The organism is Pseudomonas sp. FP597 (assembly GCF_030687435.1).
Lineage (GTDB): Bacteria > Pseudomonadota > Gammaproteobacteria > Pseudomonadales > Pseudomonadaceae > Aquipseudomonas > Aquipseudomonas lactucae.
The window spans coordinates 4,866,148-4,884,993 of the sequence record NZ_CP117432.1; the positions used below are offsets into that span (position 1 = coordinate 4,866,148).

Below are 18,846 nucleotides of genomic sequence, written 5' to 3' on the forward strand. Positions count from 1 at the left end.
TATCAGTAGGAAGTTGCTGCCGGGTTTTGCTGGAGCAGCCGTAAGAAAAGTGACACGTCATCGCGGCATACTGAAATAAAACGGCACGCATTTGACGCTCAGGAATAACAACAAAAGGCAGCCAGCCATGTTCAAGCATACAAAAGTACGTCAGGCGGGACTTATTCTCTTCGCCACCACACTGATTCTGATCTTGCCCAATTTGACCAAGGTCATTGGGTGATCCCACGTCCGCCGCATTCGCTGCATCAGGACTACCGCTTTTTGGCAGCTCCTGCCGGGACTTCGTGTATAGCGATCCTGTTGCAGGCGCTGCCTTTTTACGCGCGTTTTTCCGCTATCGTGAGTCCCATTGCCACTTAACATGGGGCCTGCGCCTTGAAACCGATTTTCGCATTTATCGCTCTACTGCTTGCCCTGCCCGCGCATGCGGCGCAATTGACCATCGAGTTGGACCACAGCAGCAGGATCTGGCAAACCGCCGACCTGCTCAAGCACCCGGATGCGCAGACGGTGCAGATCGTCGATGACGTTTCCTACAAACGCAACATGACCTATCGCGCAGTGCCATTGGCGGTGCTTCTCGCGGGCCTCAAGCCTGGGACTCACCTGCAAGCCGTGGCCCTCGACGGTTTCGCCGCCGAACTCACCGCCGCCCCACTGCTGCAAAACCATGGCGCCCGTGCCTGGCTGGCGGTGGAAGACCCGGCCAAGCCATGGCCTGCATTGGGCGATGGCAAATCGAGTGCCGGGCCGTTCTACCTGGTGTGGACCGACCCGCAAGCCGGGCATATCAGCCCTGAGCAGTGGCCGTTCCAAGTCTCCAGAATCAAGCAACTGCGGACGGTGGCCGAGCGTTTTCCGGCGCTGTTGCCTGACCCGGCACTGGCTGCAAGTGACCCGATCAATAAAGGCTTTGCGTTGTTCCAGAAGAATTGCCTGGCCTGCCATCGTCTAAACGGCGCGGGCGATGCCCAGGTGGGACCGGACTTGAATATCCCCTACAGCCCCACCGAATATTTCGGCGAGGCGTTTCTCAAACGCTATATCCGCGATCCGCAAAGCCTGCGGCATTGGCCCCAGGCGAAGATGCCAGCGTTCGCTGTCAGCGTATTGCCTGACAGCGAGCTGGATTTGCTGGTGGGGTATTTGAAGCATATGGCCGGCCGCAAACAACAACCTTGAGACTGGCAAGCCCCCTCCCCCATTTAATCTGCTGCGTCCTGAACATCATTGCTGCTGCACTGAGATCACCGGCGTCGGCGCCACGAACACCTTGGCGTGCATCTGCTCATGCCCACCGCCACGGCGCATGCCGCGCACCGGGCAGGCGTCCAGGTAATCCAGGCCCACGGCCAGTTTCAGGTGCCGCTCCGGCCGCGCCAACTGGTTGGTCACGTCAAAGCTGTACCAGGCGTCATCCAACCAGGCTTCGGCCCACGCATGGCTGGCCAGGTGCGCGCTGTCTTCGGTGTACAAATACCCTGACACATAGCGCGCCGCAATTCCCAGGCTGCGCGCGCAGGCCAGGAACGCGTGGGTGTGGTCCTGACACACACCTGCCCCGCCGGCAAAGGCCTGAGCGGCGCAGGTGTCGACGGCGGTGGCCCCTGGCGTATAGACCATCACCTGGTTGAGCGCGTGCATCAGGTCGATCAAGGCGGTGCGGTCGCGACGTTGATGGCAATGCTGCTCGGCAAAACGGCGCAAGGCCTCGTCGGGCTCGGTCAGACGCGTGCAGCGCAGGAACGGCAGCGCCGATTGGTTCTCGTGTTCGGCCTCGCGCAATTCGTCGATGTCCACCTGGCCACGGGCGCCGATGATGATGGTGTCATGCGGTTCATCCAGGGTTAGCACATGCAGGATATTGCCGAAGGGGTCGACCTGGGCGCGCACCGGGCGCGGCAGGTCCAGTTGCCAACTGAGTACCTGCTGGCGTTCGCTGTCGTGGGGGGTCACACGCAAGTATTGGATGCTGGCGCGCACTTGGTCTTCGTAGTGGTAGGTGGTTTCGTGGCTGATGGAAAGTCTCATGCCGCCTCCAGGTAGGAACTGTAGATGGCGTCGCCCAACTGGCGAACCAAAGGGATAAAGTCGGTCAGCCAGGCGTGCAGGCCTTCCTCGAGGATTTCATCGATGGCGGTAAAGCGCAGGCGCGCGTCCATCTCGGCGGCCAGGCGTTGCGCCGGTCGCCCGTTGATGCCTGGCAGGCTGGCGAGAATCTGGTCGATTTCTTCGCTGCAGGCCCGTAGCGAGCGCGGTACGTCGGCGCGCAATAGCAGCAGCTGCGCCACTTGGCGGGCGCCGGGGGCGTCGCGGTAAATCTCGGTATAGGCCTCGAACGACGACAGCGCGCGCAACAAAGCACTCCATTGATAGTAGGCGTGAGCCGTACCGTCGGTGACGGCGTCGGCGCGGTCGCCGGCCATTTCATAGCGCGCGTCCAGCAAACGCAGGGTGTTGTCGGCACGCTCGATAAAAGTGCCCAGACGAATGAAACGGAACGCATCGTTGCGCATGATGGTGCCGTAGGTGGCGCCCCGGAACAGATGGGAGCGCTCCTTGACCCACTCACAGAACCGGCTCATGCCGTAGCGGCTCAGCCCTTGCTGGGCGATGTCGCGAATATCCAACCAGGTGGCATTGATGTTTTCCCACATGTCGGCGGTAATTCGCCCACGCACAGCATGGGCACTGGCCCGCGCCGCGCCGAGGCAGCTGTAGATGCTGGCAGGGTTGGCCGCGTCCAGGGCAAAGAAGTGCAACAGGTTTTCGGCATGCAGTTCCCCATGGCGCTCGCGGTAATCCTCCAGGGTGCCGGTGATCAACAATGGCATGGCCAGTTCGTGCAGACCGTCACCGCGCCCGTCCTGGGGCATCAGCGACAGCGAATAGCTCACATCGAGCATGCGCGCGAGGTTTTCCGCGCGTTCCAGATAGCGCGACATCCAATACAAATCCGAGGCGGTTCGACTCAGCATGGCATCAGTCCTCCACCACCCAGGTGTCTTTGGTGCCGCCGCCCTGGGACGAGTTGACCACCAGCGAGCCTTCGCGCAGCGCCACACGGGTCAAGCCGCCGGGCACCACACGGGTTTCCTTGCCGGACAGCACAAACGGGCGCAGGTCGATATGCCGTGGAGCAATACCGTTTTCGACAAACGTCGGGCAGGTGGATAAGCACAGGGTGGGTTGAGCGATATAGGCGTGGGGCTTGGCCTTGATGCGCGCGCGGAAGGCTTCGATTTCCGCCGCGGTGGACGCGGGCCCCACCAACATGCCGTAGCCGCCGGAGCCCTGGGTTTCCTTGACCACCAGGTCCGGCAGGTTAGCCAGTACGTGGGACAGTTCATCGGGCTTGCGGCACTGGAAGGTCGGCACATTCTTCAGAATCGGTTCTTCATCCAGGTAAAAACGGATCATCTCGGTGACGAAGGGGTACACCGACTTGTCATCCGCCACCCCGGTGCCAATCGCATTGGCCAGCACCACGTTGCCCGAACGGTAGGCCGCGAGCAGGCCGGGCACGCCGAGCATCGAGTCCGGGTTGAACGCCAGCGGGTCGAGAAACGCATCGTCGAGGCGACGGTAGATCACGTCCACCGCCTTGGGGCCGTCGGTGGTGCGCATGAACACGCGATCATCGCGCACGAACAGGTCGGCGCCTTCCACCAGTTCCACGCCCATTTCCCGAGCCAGGAACGCGTGTTCAAAGAATGCGCTGTTGAAGCGCCCCGGCGTCAGTACCACCACGCTGGGGTTATCCAGCGGGCTGGCGCTTTTCAGGGTATCGAGCAGCAAGTTGGGGTAATGGTCGATGGGCGCAATGCGCTGGGCGGCGAACAGCTCCGGAAACAGGCGCATCATCATCTTGCGGTCTTCGAGCATGTAGCTGACACCGCTGGGTGTACGCAGGTTGTCCTCCAGCACGTAGTAGGTGCCATCGCCATCGCGTACGAGATCGACCCCGGATATGTGGGAATACAGATCGCGATGCAAGTTCAGGCCCTGCATGGCCAGCTGGTATTGCTCGTTGGCCAGCACTTGTTCAGCCGGGATGATGCCCGCCTTGATGATGCGTTGCTCGTGGTAGAGGTCGGCGAGAAACATGTTCAGCGCCTTGACCCGTTGGATGCAGCCACGCTCGACGATCTGCCATTCACGGGCCGGAATACTGCGCGGGATGGTATCGAAAGGTATCAGGCGCTCGGTGCCCTGCTCGTCCCCGTAAAGCGTGAACGTGATGCCGGCGCGGTGGAACAGCAAATCGGCTTCACGCCGACGCTGGGCCAGCAGCTCTGCCGGGGTTTCGGCCAACCAGCGGGCGAACTCGCGATAGTGAGGACGCACCTGCCCTGCCCCATCGTACATTTCATCGTAATAAGTGCGGATCATGCCGTACTCCTTGTCACTCGGGACGCAAGAACCATCGCAAGGCCCGTGCCATCGGCATAAACACTTAAAAATCAGTGTGTTAAATAAATACGAGCACCTTGTCGCACCTTCCTGGTGCGCAGAATGCCCGGTGTGTTGTCGTGCGCCTCATCGCAATGCAGGCTTTGACTATCAACAGCATAGCCAGAGTTGATTTCACTGCCCGGCCAAGTCTGCGGATAATCGCGCCATCTGCTGAATATCCTTTGGCGCTCCGCTCTTCCCTTTGGGCCACCCTCGTCGGGTGGCCTTTTTTTATTGCACAAACAAAATCGGCCGACCCTGAGGTCAGCCGATACACGGTGTTGCGCGTGACAACCCACTACATGGGTAACGGGCGAACCGGGTGCTTGACGCCCCACCCTTCTATAATCCCGCCAAGGGGTTCCACCACTGCTTCAAAGTCCTGCTCGAAGTCTCCTATGCCGTCGTAGGTTGCAAACATGACTTTGCTCAACTCCAGGTACCAGGCGCCATCGTCGCGCGCACTGACCTGAGCGTTCAGCGACTCTCCGCGAAACTCACCCGCAGCCCTGCGCGCCCGTTCCTCGTCCGGAAAAATGGCGTAGAACTCGATGGGGTGAAAACGTGAAAAGTCGAAACCGCCCTCTTTCATGCGGCGCAGAACGTGGGTACTGATGTCTTCTTGATAGGCTGTGCTCATGAAACGTCCTCCTCAAACCGATGGATAGACTTTCCGTGCTTCCCGAAGCCCGCGCCCTGCTGGCGCGGGGACGGCAATGACATCACCGCTGGAAAACAAGCATGTAGCTGACAAGACCAGACCTTAGCGATTCATTCGCTGATCTCACTTGCAGAGTAGCGCGAAGCTTTCACCTCCACCAGAGGCGCTTGATAGGCATAAAGGGAATATTCAGGCAGCGAGAGAAATGTCGAGGATCTGGATACTGTTCTGGTCTTTGAGGATCTTGACCGTCGGCTCGGATTGGCGACCTTCAAGGTCGTTGAGGTCGAGTTCGGCGGCTACCGGCACCAGCTTGCTGCGAATCATGTGCGCAGCATCTTCAAGGCTGGGCTTTTGTTCGCAGGTGAACTGCTCCACGGACTGCTCGCCGTGATCATCAACGAAGGTAATTTGCCACGTTTGCATCGGTGCCTCCTCGATAAAGCCCGCGTGTGGGCTCACAGGTATCTGGACCTTGAGGGCGTGGCAAACGTTCCACTCAAAGGCCGGAGGCACCGGATCAATCGCGCTTATTTTTCAGCGTGGTCTTTCAAGGCTTTCAGTGTGTTGAACGGCGCGTCCACCACGAACTTGTTGGCCAGCCACGACGGCACGCTACCGCCTGGTTCGGTGTGCACCTGGTAGGTCACTTCGGTCTGGTTATCGCCTTTTGGCACCAGTTTCCAGAAGCCCTCGACCTGGGCGACACGAACAAAGCCTTTTTCCTCGGGCTGATAGGTCGGAACCTCCAGCAAGTTGCGCGTCACGCTGCCGTCAGCCCCTTTGGTGGTGGTGATTTTCAAGATTGAATCACGATTACTCACCGGAAACGGCGCGTTGAATTGCGTGTAGGTGTAGCTGACGTCACCCTCATGCTTCAGCAACTTTTGCAGCTTGCATTCATGAATCCACTTACAGGCACCCGCCACGTCTTCCTGCAACGCAACGATCTTGGCCACTGGCGCCTTGATCACCGTGACACCGCGATACGCTTTGTACTTGGAACCGGCCACTTCGCTCAGGGACACCTTGATACCGTCTTCGTCCTTGGCGACCTGCCAATCCTCAGCCTGCGCAGTGGCAGCGAACAACACCGTAAAGCCGCACAGCACAGCCAGTCGTTTCAGCGAACCCATTGTTATATTCCTTATTGTTGAAGTTGCGAGAGTAAAGCCCATCAAGCCGCCGTCATCTGCTCCCACCAGCCGATCAACCGGATCGCATCGGCCTGGTCGGTGCCGCACACCTCGATATCCGCCTTGAAATCACTGCACACCGCCGGCCGTTCCGGCTGGCCGAACAGTTGGCATAACTGTTCGACCGACAGGTGCAGACAGCGTTCGCCCGCCGGCTTGCCATTGGGCATTCCGGGCAACGGCGAACTGATGGAGGGGGCGATGCAGCAGGCGCCACAGCCTTCGCGGCAATTCATGAACGGCAGGTCCTCAACGGCTCAACAGGGATGGCGCAGCTAGGGTACGCCCCTAAACAGCCGTTTTAAAATGGGTTAACAGGGGTTTTTCGCATAAAACAAATATGACTGACCAGTCTGCGACAGATGGTCAATGGCCCGCGTCACGCTCAGGGGAAAAGTTACTGCTTGAACTCGAATTCCAACGCGGCGCCTTCGACTTCCCGACGCTCTTCATTACGCAGTTGCAGCTTCATCTCATTGCTGAGCAAGCGGCCGTTGATCTGGAAGGCACTGTTATCCGTGGGTTTCTCGCCGAACATCGGCGGCAGCAACGGCACGCTCTTGGGCTTGGGCATGGTGCCAAGTGGCTGCAGGTGCCGGACCATGTCGGACGGCAAGGTGAGGTCCAACTGTGCCGGTGGCAGTTGGGTCTTTGCCACTTCCTGGGATGATTTGGACCTTTTCGCCGAGGCGCGTTTTTTAGCCGTAGCGGCTTTTTTCTTCGCGGCGGGGGCTTGCTGGGTTGCCGTGGATTTTTTTGCGGTGGGCTTTTCGCTGCTGGCAGCGGGCTTGTTTTCAGTCACGGGCGCTGCCGCCAGCACCGGACTGACGTTACACAGGCTTAACAGGCCAAGCACCAAAGCAGCGCGAAAAATACAGGTCATATCGCCTACAGCATTAACGGCAGAGGGCCATATGCTCGCTTGTTGTGCGTGGCATGACAAGCGCGGTGATGCGCCTGCTATCGGAGTTGTCCCTGTGTGCGCCTCAAAAACCCGCTGCCGTTTCCTGGCATAACTGGCTGGCCAGCATGCCCAGGGTCATCAACGCCCGCTCTGCCTCGCGGTTCCACGGCGTGCCGCAGTTAAGGCGAATACAGTGATTGAACTGCTCGGTGTTACTGAAGATCAACCCCGGCGCAATGCTGATGCCCTGTTGCAGGGCGCGCACATGCAGTTCCTGGGTATTGACCCGCCCCGGCAAACTGACCCACAGGATAAAGCCGCCGGTCGGTCGGGTCATCTGCGTGCCCTCCGGGAAATACTGCTGCACCGCCAGTTGAAACGCGCTGAGGTTCTTGCGGTATTCCTGACGGATGTAACGCAGGTGCCGGTCGTAGCCACCGTTCTCCAGGTACGCCGCAACCCCCATCTGGGTCACGCTGCACGCCGAATGGGTGCTGAACATCTGCAGACGCTGGATTTCCTGCTGATACTTGCCGGCGATCATCCAGCCGATGCGCACCCCCGGCGACAAGGTCTTGGAGAAGCTCGAGCAGTAGATCACCCGATCCAGGCGATCATAGGCCTTGAGGGCCTTGGTGCGGCCCAGTTCGAACATCAGTTCGCCGTAGATATCATCTTCGACGATCTGGATATCGAAATCCGACGCCAGGCGCAGCAACTGCTTCTGCCGCTCCTCGGGCATGGTGCCGCCCAGTGGATTGCTCAGGCGCGTGGTCAGCACCAGCGCCTTGATCGACCATTGGTTGGCCGCCAATTGCAGGGCCTCCAGGCTCATGCCAGTGGAGGGATCGCAGGGAATCTCAATGACCTTGAGGCCGAGCAAATCGGCCAGTTGCAGCAAGCCATAGTAAGTCGGCGATTCCGCTGCGATCAGGTCGCCAGGGCGCGTCAGCACCCGCAGCGACATCTGCAACGCTTCGACACAGCCGTGGGTGATCACCACTTCGGAGGGGTCCACTACCACACCGGCATCGCGCATCCGGATCGCCACCTGGCGACGCAGCGGCTCGAAACCGGGGCTGAACATGTAGCTGAACGCCCGTGGGCTCTGGAACCGCGTAACCTTGGCCAGTTGCTGGTGCAATGCGCGGACCGGCAAGTAATCGACACTCGGCACGGCCGCGCCCAGCGGAAATACGCCTTCGCGGCGCGACTCGCCCAATACCTGCTGAATGATGCTGCTGCGGGTGACCAACCCAGGACGTTCGACCCGTGCGATATCCGGTGTCGGCGCGGTCAGCGCCGGCGTCTGGTGCACGTAATAGCCGGACTGCGGCCGCGCCCGGATCAGGCCCTGGTCTTCCAGGTTGGCGTAGGCCTGCAATACCGTGGCATGGCTCACGTTGAGCTGGGAGCTCATCTTGCGCACCGAAGGCACACGTTCGCCCGGTTGATAGACTCCGCGCCGGATGTCCTCGGCCAGTTGCTGGGCGATACGTTGATAAAGCAACAGATTGGTCATGACGCAGCACTCGATTTCACGGGTATTTTATTTTTGTGTGAAACATACCGGCACAGTTTAGAAGTGTACGGGCACAGTTGCCACAATAGTCGAGCGCGGGCGGGAGTGACAGTAAAAACTATGGGGGCACATGGATTCTCGGAGGTACATCGAACAATGTGGGAGGGGGCTTGCTCCCTCCCACATTGATCCACACCAGACTTCAGCGGGCGGCGCCGAGCTGGCCCTTCTCGTCGGAGAACACAATCTCCACCCGACGATTCTGCGCCCTGCCCCGTTCGGACGCGTTGGCCTCCACCGGGTACTGGTCGCCGTAGCCTTCGACCTGGATGCGCTTTTCGTCGATCCCCAAATCCACCAGCACATCAGCCACCGATTGCGCGCGGTCGCGGGATAGTTTGAGGTTTTCCTGCTGGCCACCGGTATTGTCGGCGTAACCCTCGATGCGCACCACGCGCTTGGGGTTCAGTTGCAGGAACTGCACGATCTTCAACACGGTGCGGTTGGCCGAGTTTTTCAGCTCTGCTTCGCCCGTGTCGAACAGCACATCGCCCAGGGTCATCACCAGGCCACGGTCGGTCTGGGTGGTGGTCAGGCTGGCGATCTGCTCCTCAAGCCATTTGCCCTGTTGCTGCACGCTGATCAGCTTGCTTTCACGCAAGGCCAACTGCAGGCGCTGGCGTTCCAGTTCGAGCTTGGCGGCGCGTTCTTCGTTAAGCGCCTGCTCGGTGTGTTCGCGGGCGATGGCGCTGTAGCGCTGGCTCAAGTAGGCATAGTGCACCACGTCCGCGCCGCTGCCCCAGTAGCTGGACAAGCGATCGGCGCGTGCCAGCGATTCACCGGCGCGAATCACGTCCTTGGGCGCGATGCGCAGCACATTCGCGTCTTCCTTGACCTTCTGGAAATCACTGCCGGCCTGTTGCAACGCCTGCTCGCCATTGGGGTGGCTCGCGCAACCACCCAACACCGCACTGCCCAGCAGCACGGCACAGCTCACACCACGCATCATCGGGCTCATTGGGCTTCTCCCAACTGCAATTGCTTGCGCAGGCGCGTGATGCGGGTATTGAGCACGTTGAGTTGTTCCTGGCTTTTGCCGGTCAGTACCCGCGCTTCTGCGAGGCGTGCGTCCAGCTCGGCCTGTTCGGCCTGCATGCGCGCGTCCTTATAGGATTGGTCGGCCATGTCGGCCTTGGCCTGGGCGAATTTGTCCTCGGCCAGTTTCAATTCGGGTGATTCATCGGCGCTGGCGCCAACCGCATTGGCTTGTTCCAAGGCCTGCCGGGTGAGGCGAATCTGTTCATTCGGCGCAGGATCGGCTGCACATCCCGCCAGGGCAACAACGGCGAGGGCCGCGAAAAAAGGTCGAAGAGTCACTGAAAATCCCTACTGTGTTGGGGTGCCGACGGGTTGTTGCAATTGTGCTTTCCAACGCTCCAGATTGCGCTGCAACGCGGCTTCCGTCACACCAGACCCGGGCAATTCTGTCATCTTTTTGGCGAGCTGTCCGCGCAACCACGGATCATTGCAGACCGAGTTGTGGGAAATCGCCAGGTACAGGCCGGGTTGATCGATGGGCATATCGCGGGCAATCAAGTCATTGCTCATGCCCAGCGTCTGGGCCATGGCCATGCCGGAATAGCGCCCGGCGAGCACATAGTCCACCTCGCCCAACAGCAGTTTCTGGAATGCCGGGGTCAAGGTCGGGAATCGTTGCAGGGTGAGGTGCTGCTCGGCGAGGGTGTCGAATTCACGGCTCAAACGGGCCCGTTCCGATACCGCACCCTTGAAACCGTGCAGATCGGTCGCCGTGGCATAGGCAAGCGCCGAATCCTTGCGCGTCCACACCAGATAGTCGCTCTGCACCAGAGCCGGGTGGATGTAGTCGAAGTTGTCCAGCTCGGCATGATTGAGCGGTGCATCGGCAAAAATGTCCATGCGCCCACTGCGTACTTCGTCCAGGGCCATTGAACGCTTGCCACCGTAGAGCAGGTCAATTTTCACACCCAGGTCTTTCGCTACCTGCTGCAACACATCGGCAGTGGCACCGATCAGGTGAGTGGGGTCCTGGGGGTCACGCCAGAGCAAGGGCGGTGCGTCCGGGCTGCCGGTGATCACCAGGCGCTCACATCTACCGGCGGCCAGCGCCAGGCTTGGCAGCAGCGAAAGGCCCAGCAAGACTACCCAGGGGCGCAGTTCCATGGCGGTTTTCTCCGATATTCACAAAAGGCCGGATAAAAAAAACCCGGTCACAAGACCGGGCTCTTTATAAGTGAAGCGGCTGGATTAGACCAGCTTCTCCAACTCGGGTACGGCTTCGAACAAGTCAGCCACCAGGCCGTAATCGGCTACCTGGAAGATCGGCGCTTCTTCGTCCTTGTTGATCGCAACGATCACTTTGGAGTCTTTCATACCGGCCAGGTGCTGGATCGCGCCGGAGATACCGACCGCGATGTACAGCTGTGGCGCGACGATCTTGCCGGTCTGGCCGACCTGCATGTCGTTGGGCACGAAGCCTGCGTCGACAGCCGCGCGGGAAGCGCCGACGGCCGCGCCCAGCTTGTCGGCCAGGGCGTACAGGTGCTTGAAGTTGTCACCGTTCTGCATGCCACGCCCGCCGGAAACGACGATCTTGGCAGCGGTCAGCTCAGGACGATCCGACTTGGCCAGCTCTTCGCCAACGAAGCTCGAAGTACCGGCGTCGTGGGCAGCAGCAACCGCTTCAACGGCAGCCGAACCACCTTCGGCGGCAACCGGGTCGAAACCGGTAGCGCGCACGGTGATGACTTTGATGGCAGCGGTCGATTGCACGGTGGCAATGGCGTTACCGGCGTAGATCGGGCGCTTGAAGGTGTCGGCGCTTTCGACCGAGATGATCTCGGAGATCTGGTCAACGTCCAGCTGCGCGGCAACGCGTGGCAGGATGTTTTTGCCGTTGGAGGTGGCGGCGGCCAGGATGTGGCTGTAGCCGGCGCCGAGCTCTGCAACCAATGGCGCAACATTCTCCGGCAGCTGATGCGCGTAAGCGGCGTTGTCAGCGTTCAGGACTTTGCTCACACCAGCAATCTTCGCAGCGGCTTCAGCCACGGCGCCAGCGCCTTGGCCTGCAACCAGAACGTGGATGTCGCCGCCGATTTTGGCAGCAGCAGCCACGGTGTTCAGCGTGGCCGGGGCCAGCACTTTGTTGTCGTGTTCGGCGATTACGAGGATAGTCATGATCCGGCTCTCCAATTCAAAGCACCTTCGCTTCGTTTTTCAGTTTCTCGACCAGTTCAGCCACCGACTTGACCTTGATGCCCGCGCTGCGTGCAGCCGGCGCTTCGACTTTGACGGTCTTGTTGGTGGAGGCGGTGGAAACGCCCAAAGCGTCCGGAGTCAGCACTTCGAGAGGCTTCTTCTTGGCTTTCATGATGTTTGGCAGCGACGCATAGCGCGGCTCGTTCAAACGCAGGTCGGTGGTGACGATGGCCGGCAGTTTCAGCGAAACCGTCTGTGCACCGCCGTCGATTTCGCGGGTCACGGCAACGCTGTCGCCGCTCACTTCCACTTTGGACGCGAAGGTGCCCTGGCCGTAACCGGTCAGCGCCGCCAGCATCTGGCCGGTCTGGTTGTTATCGCTGTCGATGGCCTGTTTGCCGAGGATCACCAGCGAAGGCTGTTCCTTGTCGACAACCGCCTTGAGCAGCTTGGCAACCGCCAGGGAGGTCAGTTCTTCAGCGGATTCGACGAGGATGGCACGGTCGGCACCCAGCGCCAGGGCGGTACGCAGCTGCTCTTGAGCAGTGGTCGGGCCGATGGACACCACCACGATTTCAGTCGCGACGCCTTTTTCTTTCAGGCGTACGGCTTCTTCCACGGCGATTTCACAGAATGGGTTCATCGACATCTTGACGTTAGCAAGGTCGACGCCGGAATTGTCCGCCTTGACGCGAACTTTCACGTTGTAATCGACAACGCGTTTGACAGCTACAAGAACCTTCATGGATTCCTCGTTACTCTCCGGTGAAAAGAAAGTCGCCTAGGCGAACCTGGCGGTTGATGCTCATCGGCACACAAGGGCACCTCCAAAAACCTGGGCAAGTGACCTTGCTCACGGGAAATGATGACCGTTCGTCAGTGGTGACTGAGAGGTCATTCTTTATCGCGGCGTGTAAACTGCGCGCCATCGTTTCAGCGTGCGTCACCTGTCTCGCTTTTGGACGTGCTCTTGAAACCTGCTGTCTGCCTACGGTAAGCGCAAAACCGACCGTATATTGACCGGAACGCCTATTCTGGTCAATACGGCAAAATGGCCAGTCATAAGCCGCGTTGCTTTGATTTACCTAGCCTGCGGGCAATTCAAACAAACGTTTGTATTGGACGCTGACAGTGGTCTATATATAATGCGCCACCTAGAGAGAAAGGTGGGTCTTGCCGTTGCCGCAGGACGACACCGAACCTCCACCCATTAGAAAAAAAGCCTGTTGAGCCTTGAGTAGGAGATAGCCTGTGGAACGCGAATACATGGAATTCGACGTGGTCATCGTCGGCGCTGGCCCGGCGGGCCTGTCCGCCGCCTGCCGACTGAAGCAGAAGGCCGCCGAAGCCGGTAAGGAAATCAGCGTTTGCGTGGTCGAGAAAGGCTCCGAAGTCGGTGCGCACATCCTCTCCGGCGCCGTGTTTGAACCACGCGCCCTGAACGAACTGTTCCCGGACTGGAAAGCCCTCGGCGCCCCGCTCAACACCCCTGTGGTGCGCGATGACATCTATGTACTGCGCAGCAGCGATGCCTCCACCAAGGTACCTGACTTCTTTGTGCCCAAGACCATGCACAACGAAGGCAACTACATCATCTCCCTGGGCAACCTGTGCCGCTGGCTGGCCCAGCAAGCCGAGAACCTGGGCGTGGAAGTCTACCCAGGCTTCGCCGCCCAGGAAGCGTTGTTCGACGAAAACGGCGTGGTCCGCGGGATCATCACCGGCGACCTCGGTGTCGACCGCGAAGGCCACCCCAAAGAAGGCGTCTACACCCCAGGCATGGAGCTGCGCGGCAAATACACGCTGTTCGCCGAAGGTTGCCGTGGCCACATCGGCAAGCAACTGATCAAGCGCTTCAACCTGGACAGCGACGCCGACGCCCAGCACTACGGCATCGGTCTCAAGGAAATCTGGGAAATCGACCCCGCCAAGCACCAACCTGGCCTGGTGGTGCACACCGCCGGTTGGCCGCTGGACATCATGAGCAACGAGAACACCGGTGGCTCGTTCCTCTATCACTTGGAAAACAACCAGGTGGTGGTCGGCCTGATCGTCGACCTGTCCTACAGCAACGCCTTCCTGTCGCCATTCGACGAGTTCCAGCGCCTCAAGCATCACCCGGTGCTGGCCCAGTACCTCGAAGGCGGCAAGCGCATCAGCTACGGCGCCCGCGCCCTGGCCAAGGGCGGCATCAACTCGTTGCCGAAGATGGTTTTCAAGGGCGGCGCCCTGATCGGCTGCGACCTGGGCACCATGAACGTGGCCAAGATCAAAGGCAGCCACACCGCGATGAAGTCCGGCATGCTCGCCGCCGACGCCGTCGCCGAGCGCCTGTTCGCCGAATCCGAAGGCGGTGATGAACTGACCAACTACGTCGACAGCTTCAAAGCCAGCTGGCTCTACGAAGAACTGTTCGCCACCCGCAACTTCGGCCCGGCGATGCACAAGTTCGGCCCGATCATCGGTGCCGGCTTCAACTGGTTCGACCAGAACATCCTCGGCGGCAAAATGCCGTTTACCTTGCACGACACCAAGCCGGACTATGCCTGCCTGAAGCTGGCCAAGGACAGCACGAAGATCGACTACCCCAAACCTGACGGCAAGCTGAGCTTCGACAAGCTGAGTTCGGTGTTCATCTCCGGTACCAACCATGAAGAAGAACAGCCATGCCACTTGAAGTTGAAAGACCCGAGCATCCCGATCGGCACCAACCTGCCGCTCTACGATGAACCGGCACAGCGCTACTGCCCGGCCGGCGTGTATGAGGTGATCACAAAAGAAGACGGCGAGAAGCGCTTCCAGATCAACGCCCAGAACTGCGTGCACTGCAAGACCTGTGACATCAAGGACCCTTCGCAGAACATCACCTGGGTCACGCCGGAAGGCGCAGGTGGGCCGACTTACCCGAATATGTAAGACGACTCCTCACAAAGCCCTTCGCCACACACCAAAGCCAACGCTTCATGCGTTGGCTTTTTTGTATCCGCACGGCGGCTAAACCGACGCGATCATGACCGGCTGACCTCGGCAACGGCGGTGGCTTTACTTTGCCGGGTGTAGCTCAGCACGAAGTGCGCGACGAGACCAAAGATCAGGCCCCAGAACGCAGCGGCCAGGCCCAGGAAGCTCATGCCCGAAGCGGTGACCAGGAAGGTAATCAGTGCCGCTTCGCGTTGTTTTTCGTCGGCCATGGCGCCCGTCAGCCCGGCGCTGATTGCACCGAACAGCGCCAGGCCCGCCAAGGAAGCAATCAGTTCCTTGGGCAAGGCAGAGAACACCGAAGCCAGGGTCGCGCCAAAGATGCCCATCAGAATGTAGAACACCCCACAGGCGATCCCGGCGATGTAACGCTTGTCGCGGTCTTCATGGGCTTCGCGGCCAGTGCAGATGGCGGCGGTAATCGCCGCCAGGTTAAAACCATGGGAGCCGAACGGCGCCATCAGGATCGAGCCGATCGCCGTCACTGAAATGATCGAGCGCGCCGGCGTGTTGTAGCCTGCGGTGCGCAACACCGCCATGCCCGGCACGTACTGACCGGTCAGAGTCACCAACGCCAGCGGCAGGCCGATGTTGATGATGGCGTGCCAGCTCCACTGCGGCGCGATAAACACCGGCTGGGCCACGGCGATGGTGATTGCACCGCTGTTCAATTCACCAAACGAGGCAGCGACCGCACAGCCGATGATCAGCACCGAGAGAATCGCGTAACGCGGCGAAAAGCGCTTGAACACCAGGTAAGTCGCGAGCATCGCCAACACCAGCGCCGGTTGCAGCTTGATCGAGGTGAACAGCTCGGCGCCGAAGCGGAACAGGATGCCGGCGAGCATGGCGGCGGCAATGGCCTTGGGCAGGCGACTCATCAGTTTGTCGAATGCGCCGGACAAGCCCACCACCGCAATAATCACTGACGCAACCACGTACGCGCCGATGGCCTGCGCCAGGGTCACCGTAGGCAGCATCGAGACCAGCAACGCCGCTCCCGGTGTCGACCACGCGGTGATCACCGGCACCCGCAGGCGCCAGCTCAGGAACAGGCCGGTAATGCCGCTGCCGATGGAAATCGCCCAGATCCACGACGACACCTCGTCATTGGGCAGGTGCGCTTCCTTGGCCGCCTGAAACACGATGATCAAGGGACCGGCATACGAAATGATCACGGCGATAAAACCGGCAATCACAGCTGACAGGGATAGATCCTTTCTGAGTGTGTTCATGATGTCTCGACTTGGCGCGATAGCGTCGCGCAGTGGCCAGGGGATGATTGAGTCGATTGACTCGATTCAATGCGAGTGTATTTGATCAAATTGAATGGATTCAACACATAACAAAACCATCACCCAAAATTCCTTATGGCCACAGCTGAAATCTTTCCGCAATATCCAATTAACCTATTGATTTTCGTATCAATAATTTCATAGAAAATATTTACCAAAAAACAGGCATCACTCCAAAAAATTGACTCAATCGACTCAATCAATGGATTAAGTCGCGTCATTAGCAGAAAACCGCCTGTGATATGCTCGCCCCTTCATCATTTCTACGATGGGCATTGATCATTCATGTGGGTTCCCCAGCTAAGCGAGTTCAACCAGCCGATGTATTTGGCGATTGCCGACGCATTGGCGCGCGACATCAGCAATGGCGTGTTGAACAAAGGCGATCGCCTGCCGACCCTGCGGGAGCTGGCCACGGCCCTGGATGTAACGCCGGGCACCATCAGCCGCGCTTACAGCGAAGCGCAGCGCCGTCGCCTGGTGCAGGGGGAAGTGGGCCGCGGTACGTACGTGCTCAGTCAGAAACAACCGGAACCGGCGACGAGCAACAGCCCGGCGTCGCTGAATCTGGGGCAGCCGGAACTGCTCGACCTGTCGATCATCAAGCCTGGCAGCGAAACCCTGGAGCACTGGCTGCGCGACGCGCTGGTGAACCTGGCCAGGAGCACCGATTTCGCCGGCGCCCTGGATTACGCCCCGGACGGCGGTCACCCGGCGCATCGCGAGGCGGGGGCACAGTGGCTGCGGCATGCATTGCCCGATGCACAATGGCAGCAAGTGATCATCACCGCTGGCGCCCAGCATGGCTTGATGGTGGCGATGAGCGCCCTGACCAACGCCGGCGACCTGGTGCTCTGCGAAGCGCTGTGCTATCCCGGCATCATTTCCCTGGCTCACGGCCTTGAACGTCGCCTACGTGGCGTACCGATGGATGACGAAGGCATCATTCCCGAGGCGCTGCGCGAACTGTGCCTGCGGGAAAAACCGGCGATGCTGGTGTGCGTGGCGACTTGCCAGAACCCGACGGCGGCGATCATGTCGCAAAAGCGCAGGGCGCAAATCGCAGCGCTGGCTGAAGAGTTCGACTTCATCATTCTTGACGATGACATCTACGGTTTTCTCGCCACCGACCCGTCCATCAAACCCCTTTCGGCGTTTGCGCCGGAGCGTTCGGTGTATCTCACCAGCCTGTCGAAGTCTGTAATGCCCGCGCTGCGTATCGGCTATCTGCATAGCCCGCCAAAATGGCTGTCGCGCCTAAGCTCGATGGTGCGCAGCAGCGTCTGGATGCCATCACCGCTGACCGCGCAACTGGCCAGCAATGTGATCAGCGAAGGCATGGACAGAAAACTGATCAGCATCCACCGCAACGAAGCGGCCGCGCGGCAAGCGATTGCCCGCGAGATTTTCGCCAGGTTCGAACTCAAGGCCCAGCCCTACTCCTACCATGCCTGGCTGACCTTGCCGGAGCCATGGACCAGCGACGAGTTCACCATGCTGGCGCGGGCCAATGGCGTGCTGGTACTCAGTGGCACGCAATTCCAGGCCGAACGCTCCGGGACGACACGCAGTGTGCGACTGGTGCTGATGTCGCCCACCAGCCAGGACGAACTGCGCTTCGCCCTGACCAAACTGGCCAGCCTGATTGAATCCGACCCCCGTCGTTACTACTAGGCCGCACGTTCCTCGCCCGGGTTACGCTCGAAGTAGCGCTTGTATTCGCGGCTGAATTGCGACGTGCTCTGGTACCCTACGCTGTGCGCCGCCTGCGCCACACTTACGCCCTCCACCAGCAGCAACTGCTGGGCCTTGAGCAAGCGCAGGCGCTTCAGATACTGCACCGGCGACAACAAGGTGCAGCGCTTGAAGTGCTCGTGAAAAGTCGACGCGCTCATGTGCGCATACCCGGCCAATGTCTCGATATTCAGCGGCTCGGCGAAATGCGCATGCAGGTGGTTCAATGAAGTGGCGATGCGTGAAAATTGCCCCTGTTGCTCCACCAGCGCGCGCAATACATCGGCCTGGGGCCCGCGCAACGCGGTGAACAATAATTCGCGCACCCGCGCCGGCCCGATGATCCGGCTTTCCAGCGGATCGTGCAGGCACTGCAACAGCCGCTCGACGCAGCCGCGCATCGCATCATCGAGCACCACCGAGCTCATCGACGCCAGGGTCTGCGCCGTCGGCGGCGGCCCGGCCTGCATGCCCATGGCCATCACCAATTCACCCAGCACCACCCGGTCGATACCCACCGTCACCCCCAACAACGGCGCACCCGGCGCCATGGCGAAGGTCTCGCATTCGAACGGCACCGGCATGGCCTGGATCAGGTAATGCCCGGCGCCGTACTCCAGCGTGCGCGGGCCCAGGTACGCGACTTTGCTGCCCTGGGCCACGAACATCAGGCTCGGCTCATAGATCTGCGGCCCGCGCGCCACGTCGCAACTGGCGCGCAATACCCTGACGCCAGGCAGGTGGGTGGGGGAAAAACCGTCGCGGGACGTAAGCCCTTCGATCAAGGAAACCAGCGTGGCGTTGGCGTCGAGATGGCGGGTCAGCAGCATAAAAGCAGTTCTCGGAAAATTCACGACTCG

Annotated in this window: 19 protein-coding genes; 3 read left to right on the forward strand and 16 right to left on the reverse strand. The window is 60.1% G+C overall.

Translation table 11 applies throughout. The features are described from left to right. Positions 1-378: 378 nt before the first annotated feature. The gene (locus tag PSH66_RS22160; RefSeq protein ID WP_305427665.1) at positions 379-1,185 is read left to right on the forward strand and encodes a cytochrome c; all 807 of its coding nucleotides are present in this window, start codon (positions 379-381) and stop codon (positions 1,183-1,185) included. Between the two features lie 45 nt (positions 1,186-1,230). Here the strand turns inward: PSH66_RS22160 and PSH66_RS22165 are convergent, their stop codons facing one another. From PSH66_RS22165 to PSH66_RS22230, 14 genes are all read right to left on the reverse strand, one after another. Next, positions 1,231-2,034, reverse strand: coding sequence for a transglutaminase family protein (locus tag PSH66_RS22165; RefSeq protein ID WP_305427666.1), 804 nt, complete (start codon positions 2,032-2,034; stop codon positions 1,231-1,233). Beyond that, entirely contained in the window at positions 2,031-2,981 is a 951-nt protein-coding gene (locus PSH66_RS22170; protein WP_003175564.1) for an alpha-E domain-containing protein, read from the reverse strand. The genes PSH66_RS22165 and PSH66_RS22170 overlap by 4 nt, the downstream gene beginning before the upstream one ends. 4 nt (positions 2,982-2,985) lie before the next feature. Then, positions 2,986-4,395 (reverse strand): circularly permuted type 2 ATP-grasp protein, encoded by a 1,410-nt coding sequence (locus tag PSH66_RS22175; RefSeq protein WP_003175565.1) that lies wholly within the window; start codon positions 4,393-4,395, stop codon positions 2,986-2,988. Between the two features lie 361 nt (positions 4,396-4,756). Then, on the reverse strand, positions 4,757-5,098 hold the full coding sequence (locus PSH66_RS22180; RefSeq protein WP_003175566.1) for a ribonuclease E inhibitor RraB: 342 nt from the start codon (positions 5,096-5,098) through the stop codon (positions 4,757-4,759). Between the two features lie 210 nt (positions 5,099-5,308). After that, positions 5,309-5,545: a hypothetical protein gene (locus PSH66_RS22185; RefSeq protein WP_042945146.1), complete on the reverse strand. Its 237-nt coding sequence runs from the start codon at positions 5,543-5,545 to the stop codon at positions 5,309-5,311. A 104-nt stretch (positions 5,546-5,649) separates the two neighbouring features. Beyond that, complete coding sequence (locus PSH66_RS22190) at positions 5,650-6,255, reverse strand: START domain-containing protein (protein ID WP_003175568.1); 606 nt, start codon at positions 6,253-6,255, stop codon at positions 5,650-5,652. A 41-nt stretch (positions 6,256-6,296) separates the two neighbouring features. Continuing rightward, positions 6,297-6,551 carry a YkgJ family cysteine cluster protein gene (locus tag PSH66_RS22195; protein ID WP_003175569.1) on the reverse strand — a complete coding sequence of 85 codons (255 nt, stop codon included), beginning with the start codon at positions 6,549-6,551 and terminating at the stop codon, positions 6,297-6,299. 161 nt (positions 6,552-6,712) lie between these two features. Further along, positions 6,713-7,198: a hypothetical protein gene (locus PSH66_RS22200; protein WP_003175570.1), complete on the reverse strand. Its 486-nt coding sequence runs from the start codon at positions 7,196-7,198 to the stop codon at positions 6,713-6,715. Positions 7,199-7,301: 103 nt separating this feature from the next. Continuing rightward, positions 7,302-8,741 carry a PLP-dependent aminotransferase family protein gene (locus tag PSH66_RS22205; protein WP_003175571.1) on the reverse strand — a complete coding sequence of 480 codons (1,440 nt, stop codon included), beginning with the start codon at positions 8,739-8,741 and terminating at the stop codon, positions 7,302-7,304. Positions 8,742-8,943: 202 nt separating this feature from the next. Further along, a complete protein-coding gene (locus PSH66_RS22210; protein WP_003175573.1) occupies positions 8,944-9,759 on the reverse strand; it encodes an OmpA family protein in 816 nt (271 codons plus the stop codon). Further along, positions 9,756-10,118 (reverse strand): DUF4398 domain-containing protein, encoded by a 363-nt coding sequence (locus tag PSH66_RS22215; protein WP_003175574.1) that lies wholly within the window; start codon positions 10,116-10,118, stop codon positions 9,756-9,758. The genes PSH66_RS22210 and PSH66_RS22215 overlap by 4 nt, the downstream gene beginning before the upstream one ends. Positions 10,119-10,127: 9 nt before the next feature. Next, positions 10,128-10,943, reverse strand: coding sequence for an ABC transporter substrate-binding protein (locus tag PSH66_RS22220; protein ID WP_141063508.1), 816 nt, complete (start codon positions 10,941-10,943; stop codon positions 10,128-10,130). 84 nt (positions 10,944-11,027) lie between these two features. Continuing rightward, a complete protein-coding gene (locus PSH66_RS22225) occupies positions 11,028-11,957 on the reverse strand; it encodes an electron transfer flavoprotein subunit alpha/FixB family protein (protein ID WP_141063507.1) in 930 nt (309 codons plus the stop codon). A 16-nt stretch (positions 11,958-11,973) separates the two neighbouring features. Then, positions 11,974-12,723 (reverse strand): electron transfer flavoprotein subunit beta/FixA family protein, encoded by a 750-nt coding sequence (locus PSH66_RS22230; RefSeq protein ID WP_003175577.1) that lies wholly within the window; start codon positions 12,721-12,723, stop codon positions 11,974-11,976. Positions 12,724-13,229: 506 nt separating this feature from the next. Here PSH66_RS22230 and PSH66_RS22235 point away from each other — a divergent pair. Next, a complete protein-coding gene (locus PSH66_RS22235; RefSeq protein WP_003175578.1) occupies positions 13,230-14,894 on the forward strand; it encodes an electron transfer flavoprotein-ubiquinone oxidoreductase in 1,665 nt (554 codons plus the stop codon). A gap of 92 nt (positions 14,895-14,986) precedes the next feature. On the opposite strand, the gene PSH66_RS22240 is transcribed toward PSH66_RS22235, so the two are convergent. Beyond that, entirely contained in the window at positions 14,987-16,192 is a 1,206-nt protein-coding gene (locus PSH66_RS22240; protein WP_003175579.1) for a benzoate/H(+) symporter BenE family transporter, read from the reverse strand. A 345-nt stretch (positions 16,193-16,537) separates the two neighbouring features. On the opposite strand from PSH66_RS22240, the gene PSH66_RS22245 reads away from it, so the two are divergent. Then, entirely contained in the window at positions 16,538-17,926 is a 1,389-nt protein-coding gene (locus PSH66_RS22245; RefSeq protein ID WP_305427667.1) for a PLP-dependent aminotransferase family protein, read from the forward strand. Here PSH66_RS22245 and PSH66_RS22250 read toward each other — a convergent pair. Then, positions 17,923-18,816 (reverse strand): AraC family transcriptional regulator, encoded by an 894-nt coding sequence (locus PSH66_RS22250; RefSeq protein WP_305427668.1) that lies wholly within the window; start codon positions 18,814-18,816, stop codon positions 17,923-17,925. The two genes, PSH66_RS22245 and PSH66_RS22250, sit on opposite strands and share 4 nt — an antisense overlap. Positions 18,817-18,846: the final 30 nt, after the last annotated feature.

What these genes read in the sequence shown, in the direction of transcription:
- PSH66_RS22225 (WP_141063507.1), bottom strand. Translation starts at nt 11,957, where the DNA reads ATGACTATCCTCGTAATCGCCGAACACGACAACAAAGTGCTGGCCCCG.
- PSH66_RS22165 (WP_305427666.1), bottom strand. Translation starts at nt 2,034, where the DNA reads ATGAGACTTTCCATCAGCCACGAAACCACCTACCACTACGAAGACCAA.
- PSH66_RS22220 (WP_141063508.1), bottom strand. Translation starts at nt 10,943, where the DNA reads ATGGAACTGCGCCCCTGGGTAGTCTTGCTGGGCCTTTCGCTGCTGCCA.
- PSH66_RS22190 (WP_003175568.1), bottom strand. Translation starts at nt 6,255, where the DNA reads ATGGGTTCGCTGAAACGACTGGCTGTGCTGTGCGGCTTTACGGTGTTG.
- PSH66_RS22205 (WP_003175571.1), bottom strand. Translation starts at nt 8,741, where the DNA reads ATGACCAATCTGTTGCTTTATCAACGTATCGCCCAGCAACTGGCCGAG.
- PSH66_RS22185 (WP_042945146.1), bottom strand. Translation starts at nt 5,545, where the DNA reads ATGCAAACGTGGCAAATTACCTTCGTTGATGATCACGGCGAGCAGTCC.
- PSH66_RS22200 (WP_003175570.1), bottom strand. Translation starts at nt 7,198, where the DNA reads ATGACCTGTATTTTTCGCGCTGCTTTGGTGCTTGGCCTGTTAAGCCTG.
- PSH66_RS22245 (WP_305427667.1), top strand. Translation starts at nt 16,538, where the DNA reads ATGTGGGTTCCCCAGCTAAGCGAGTTCAACCAGCCGATGTATTTGGCG.
- PSH66_RS22175 (WP_003175565.1), bottom strand. Translation starts at nt 4,395, where the DNA reads ATGATCCGCACTTATTACGATGAAATGTACGATGGGGCAGGGCAGGTG.
- PSH66_RS22250 (WP_305427668.1), bottom strand. Translation starts at nt 18,816, where the DNA reads ATGCTGCTGACCCGCCATCTCGACGCCAACGCCACGCTGGTTTCCTTG.
- PSH66_RS22195 (WP_003175569.1), bottom strand. Translation starts at nt 6,551, where the DNA reads ATGAATTGCCGCGAAGGCTGTGGCGCCTGCTGCATCGCCCCCTCCATC.
- PSH66_RS22230 (WP_003175577.1), bottom strand. Translation starts at nt 12,723, where the DNA reads ATGAAGGTTCTTGTAGCTGTCAAACGCGTTGTCGATTACAACGTGAAA.
- PSH66_RS22240 (WP_003175579.1), bottom strand. Translation starts at nt 16,192, where the DNA reads ATGAACACACTCAGAAAGGATCTATCCCTGTCAGCTGTGATTGCCGGT.
- PSH66_RS22180 (WP_003175566.1), bottom strand. Translation starts at nt 5,098, where the DNA reads ATGAGCACAGCCTATCAAGAAGACATCAGTACCCACGTTCTGCGCCGC.
- PSH66_RS22210 (WP_003175573.1), bottom strand. Translation starts at nt 9,759, where the DNA reads ATGAGCCCGATGATGCGTGGTGTGAGCTGTGCCGTGCTGCTGGGCAGT.
- PSH66_RS22170 (WP_003175564.1), bottom strand. Translation starts at nt 2,981, where the DNA reads ATGCTGAGTCGAACCGCCTCGGATTTGTATTGGATGTCGCGCTATCTG.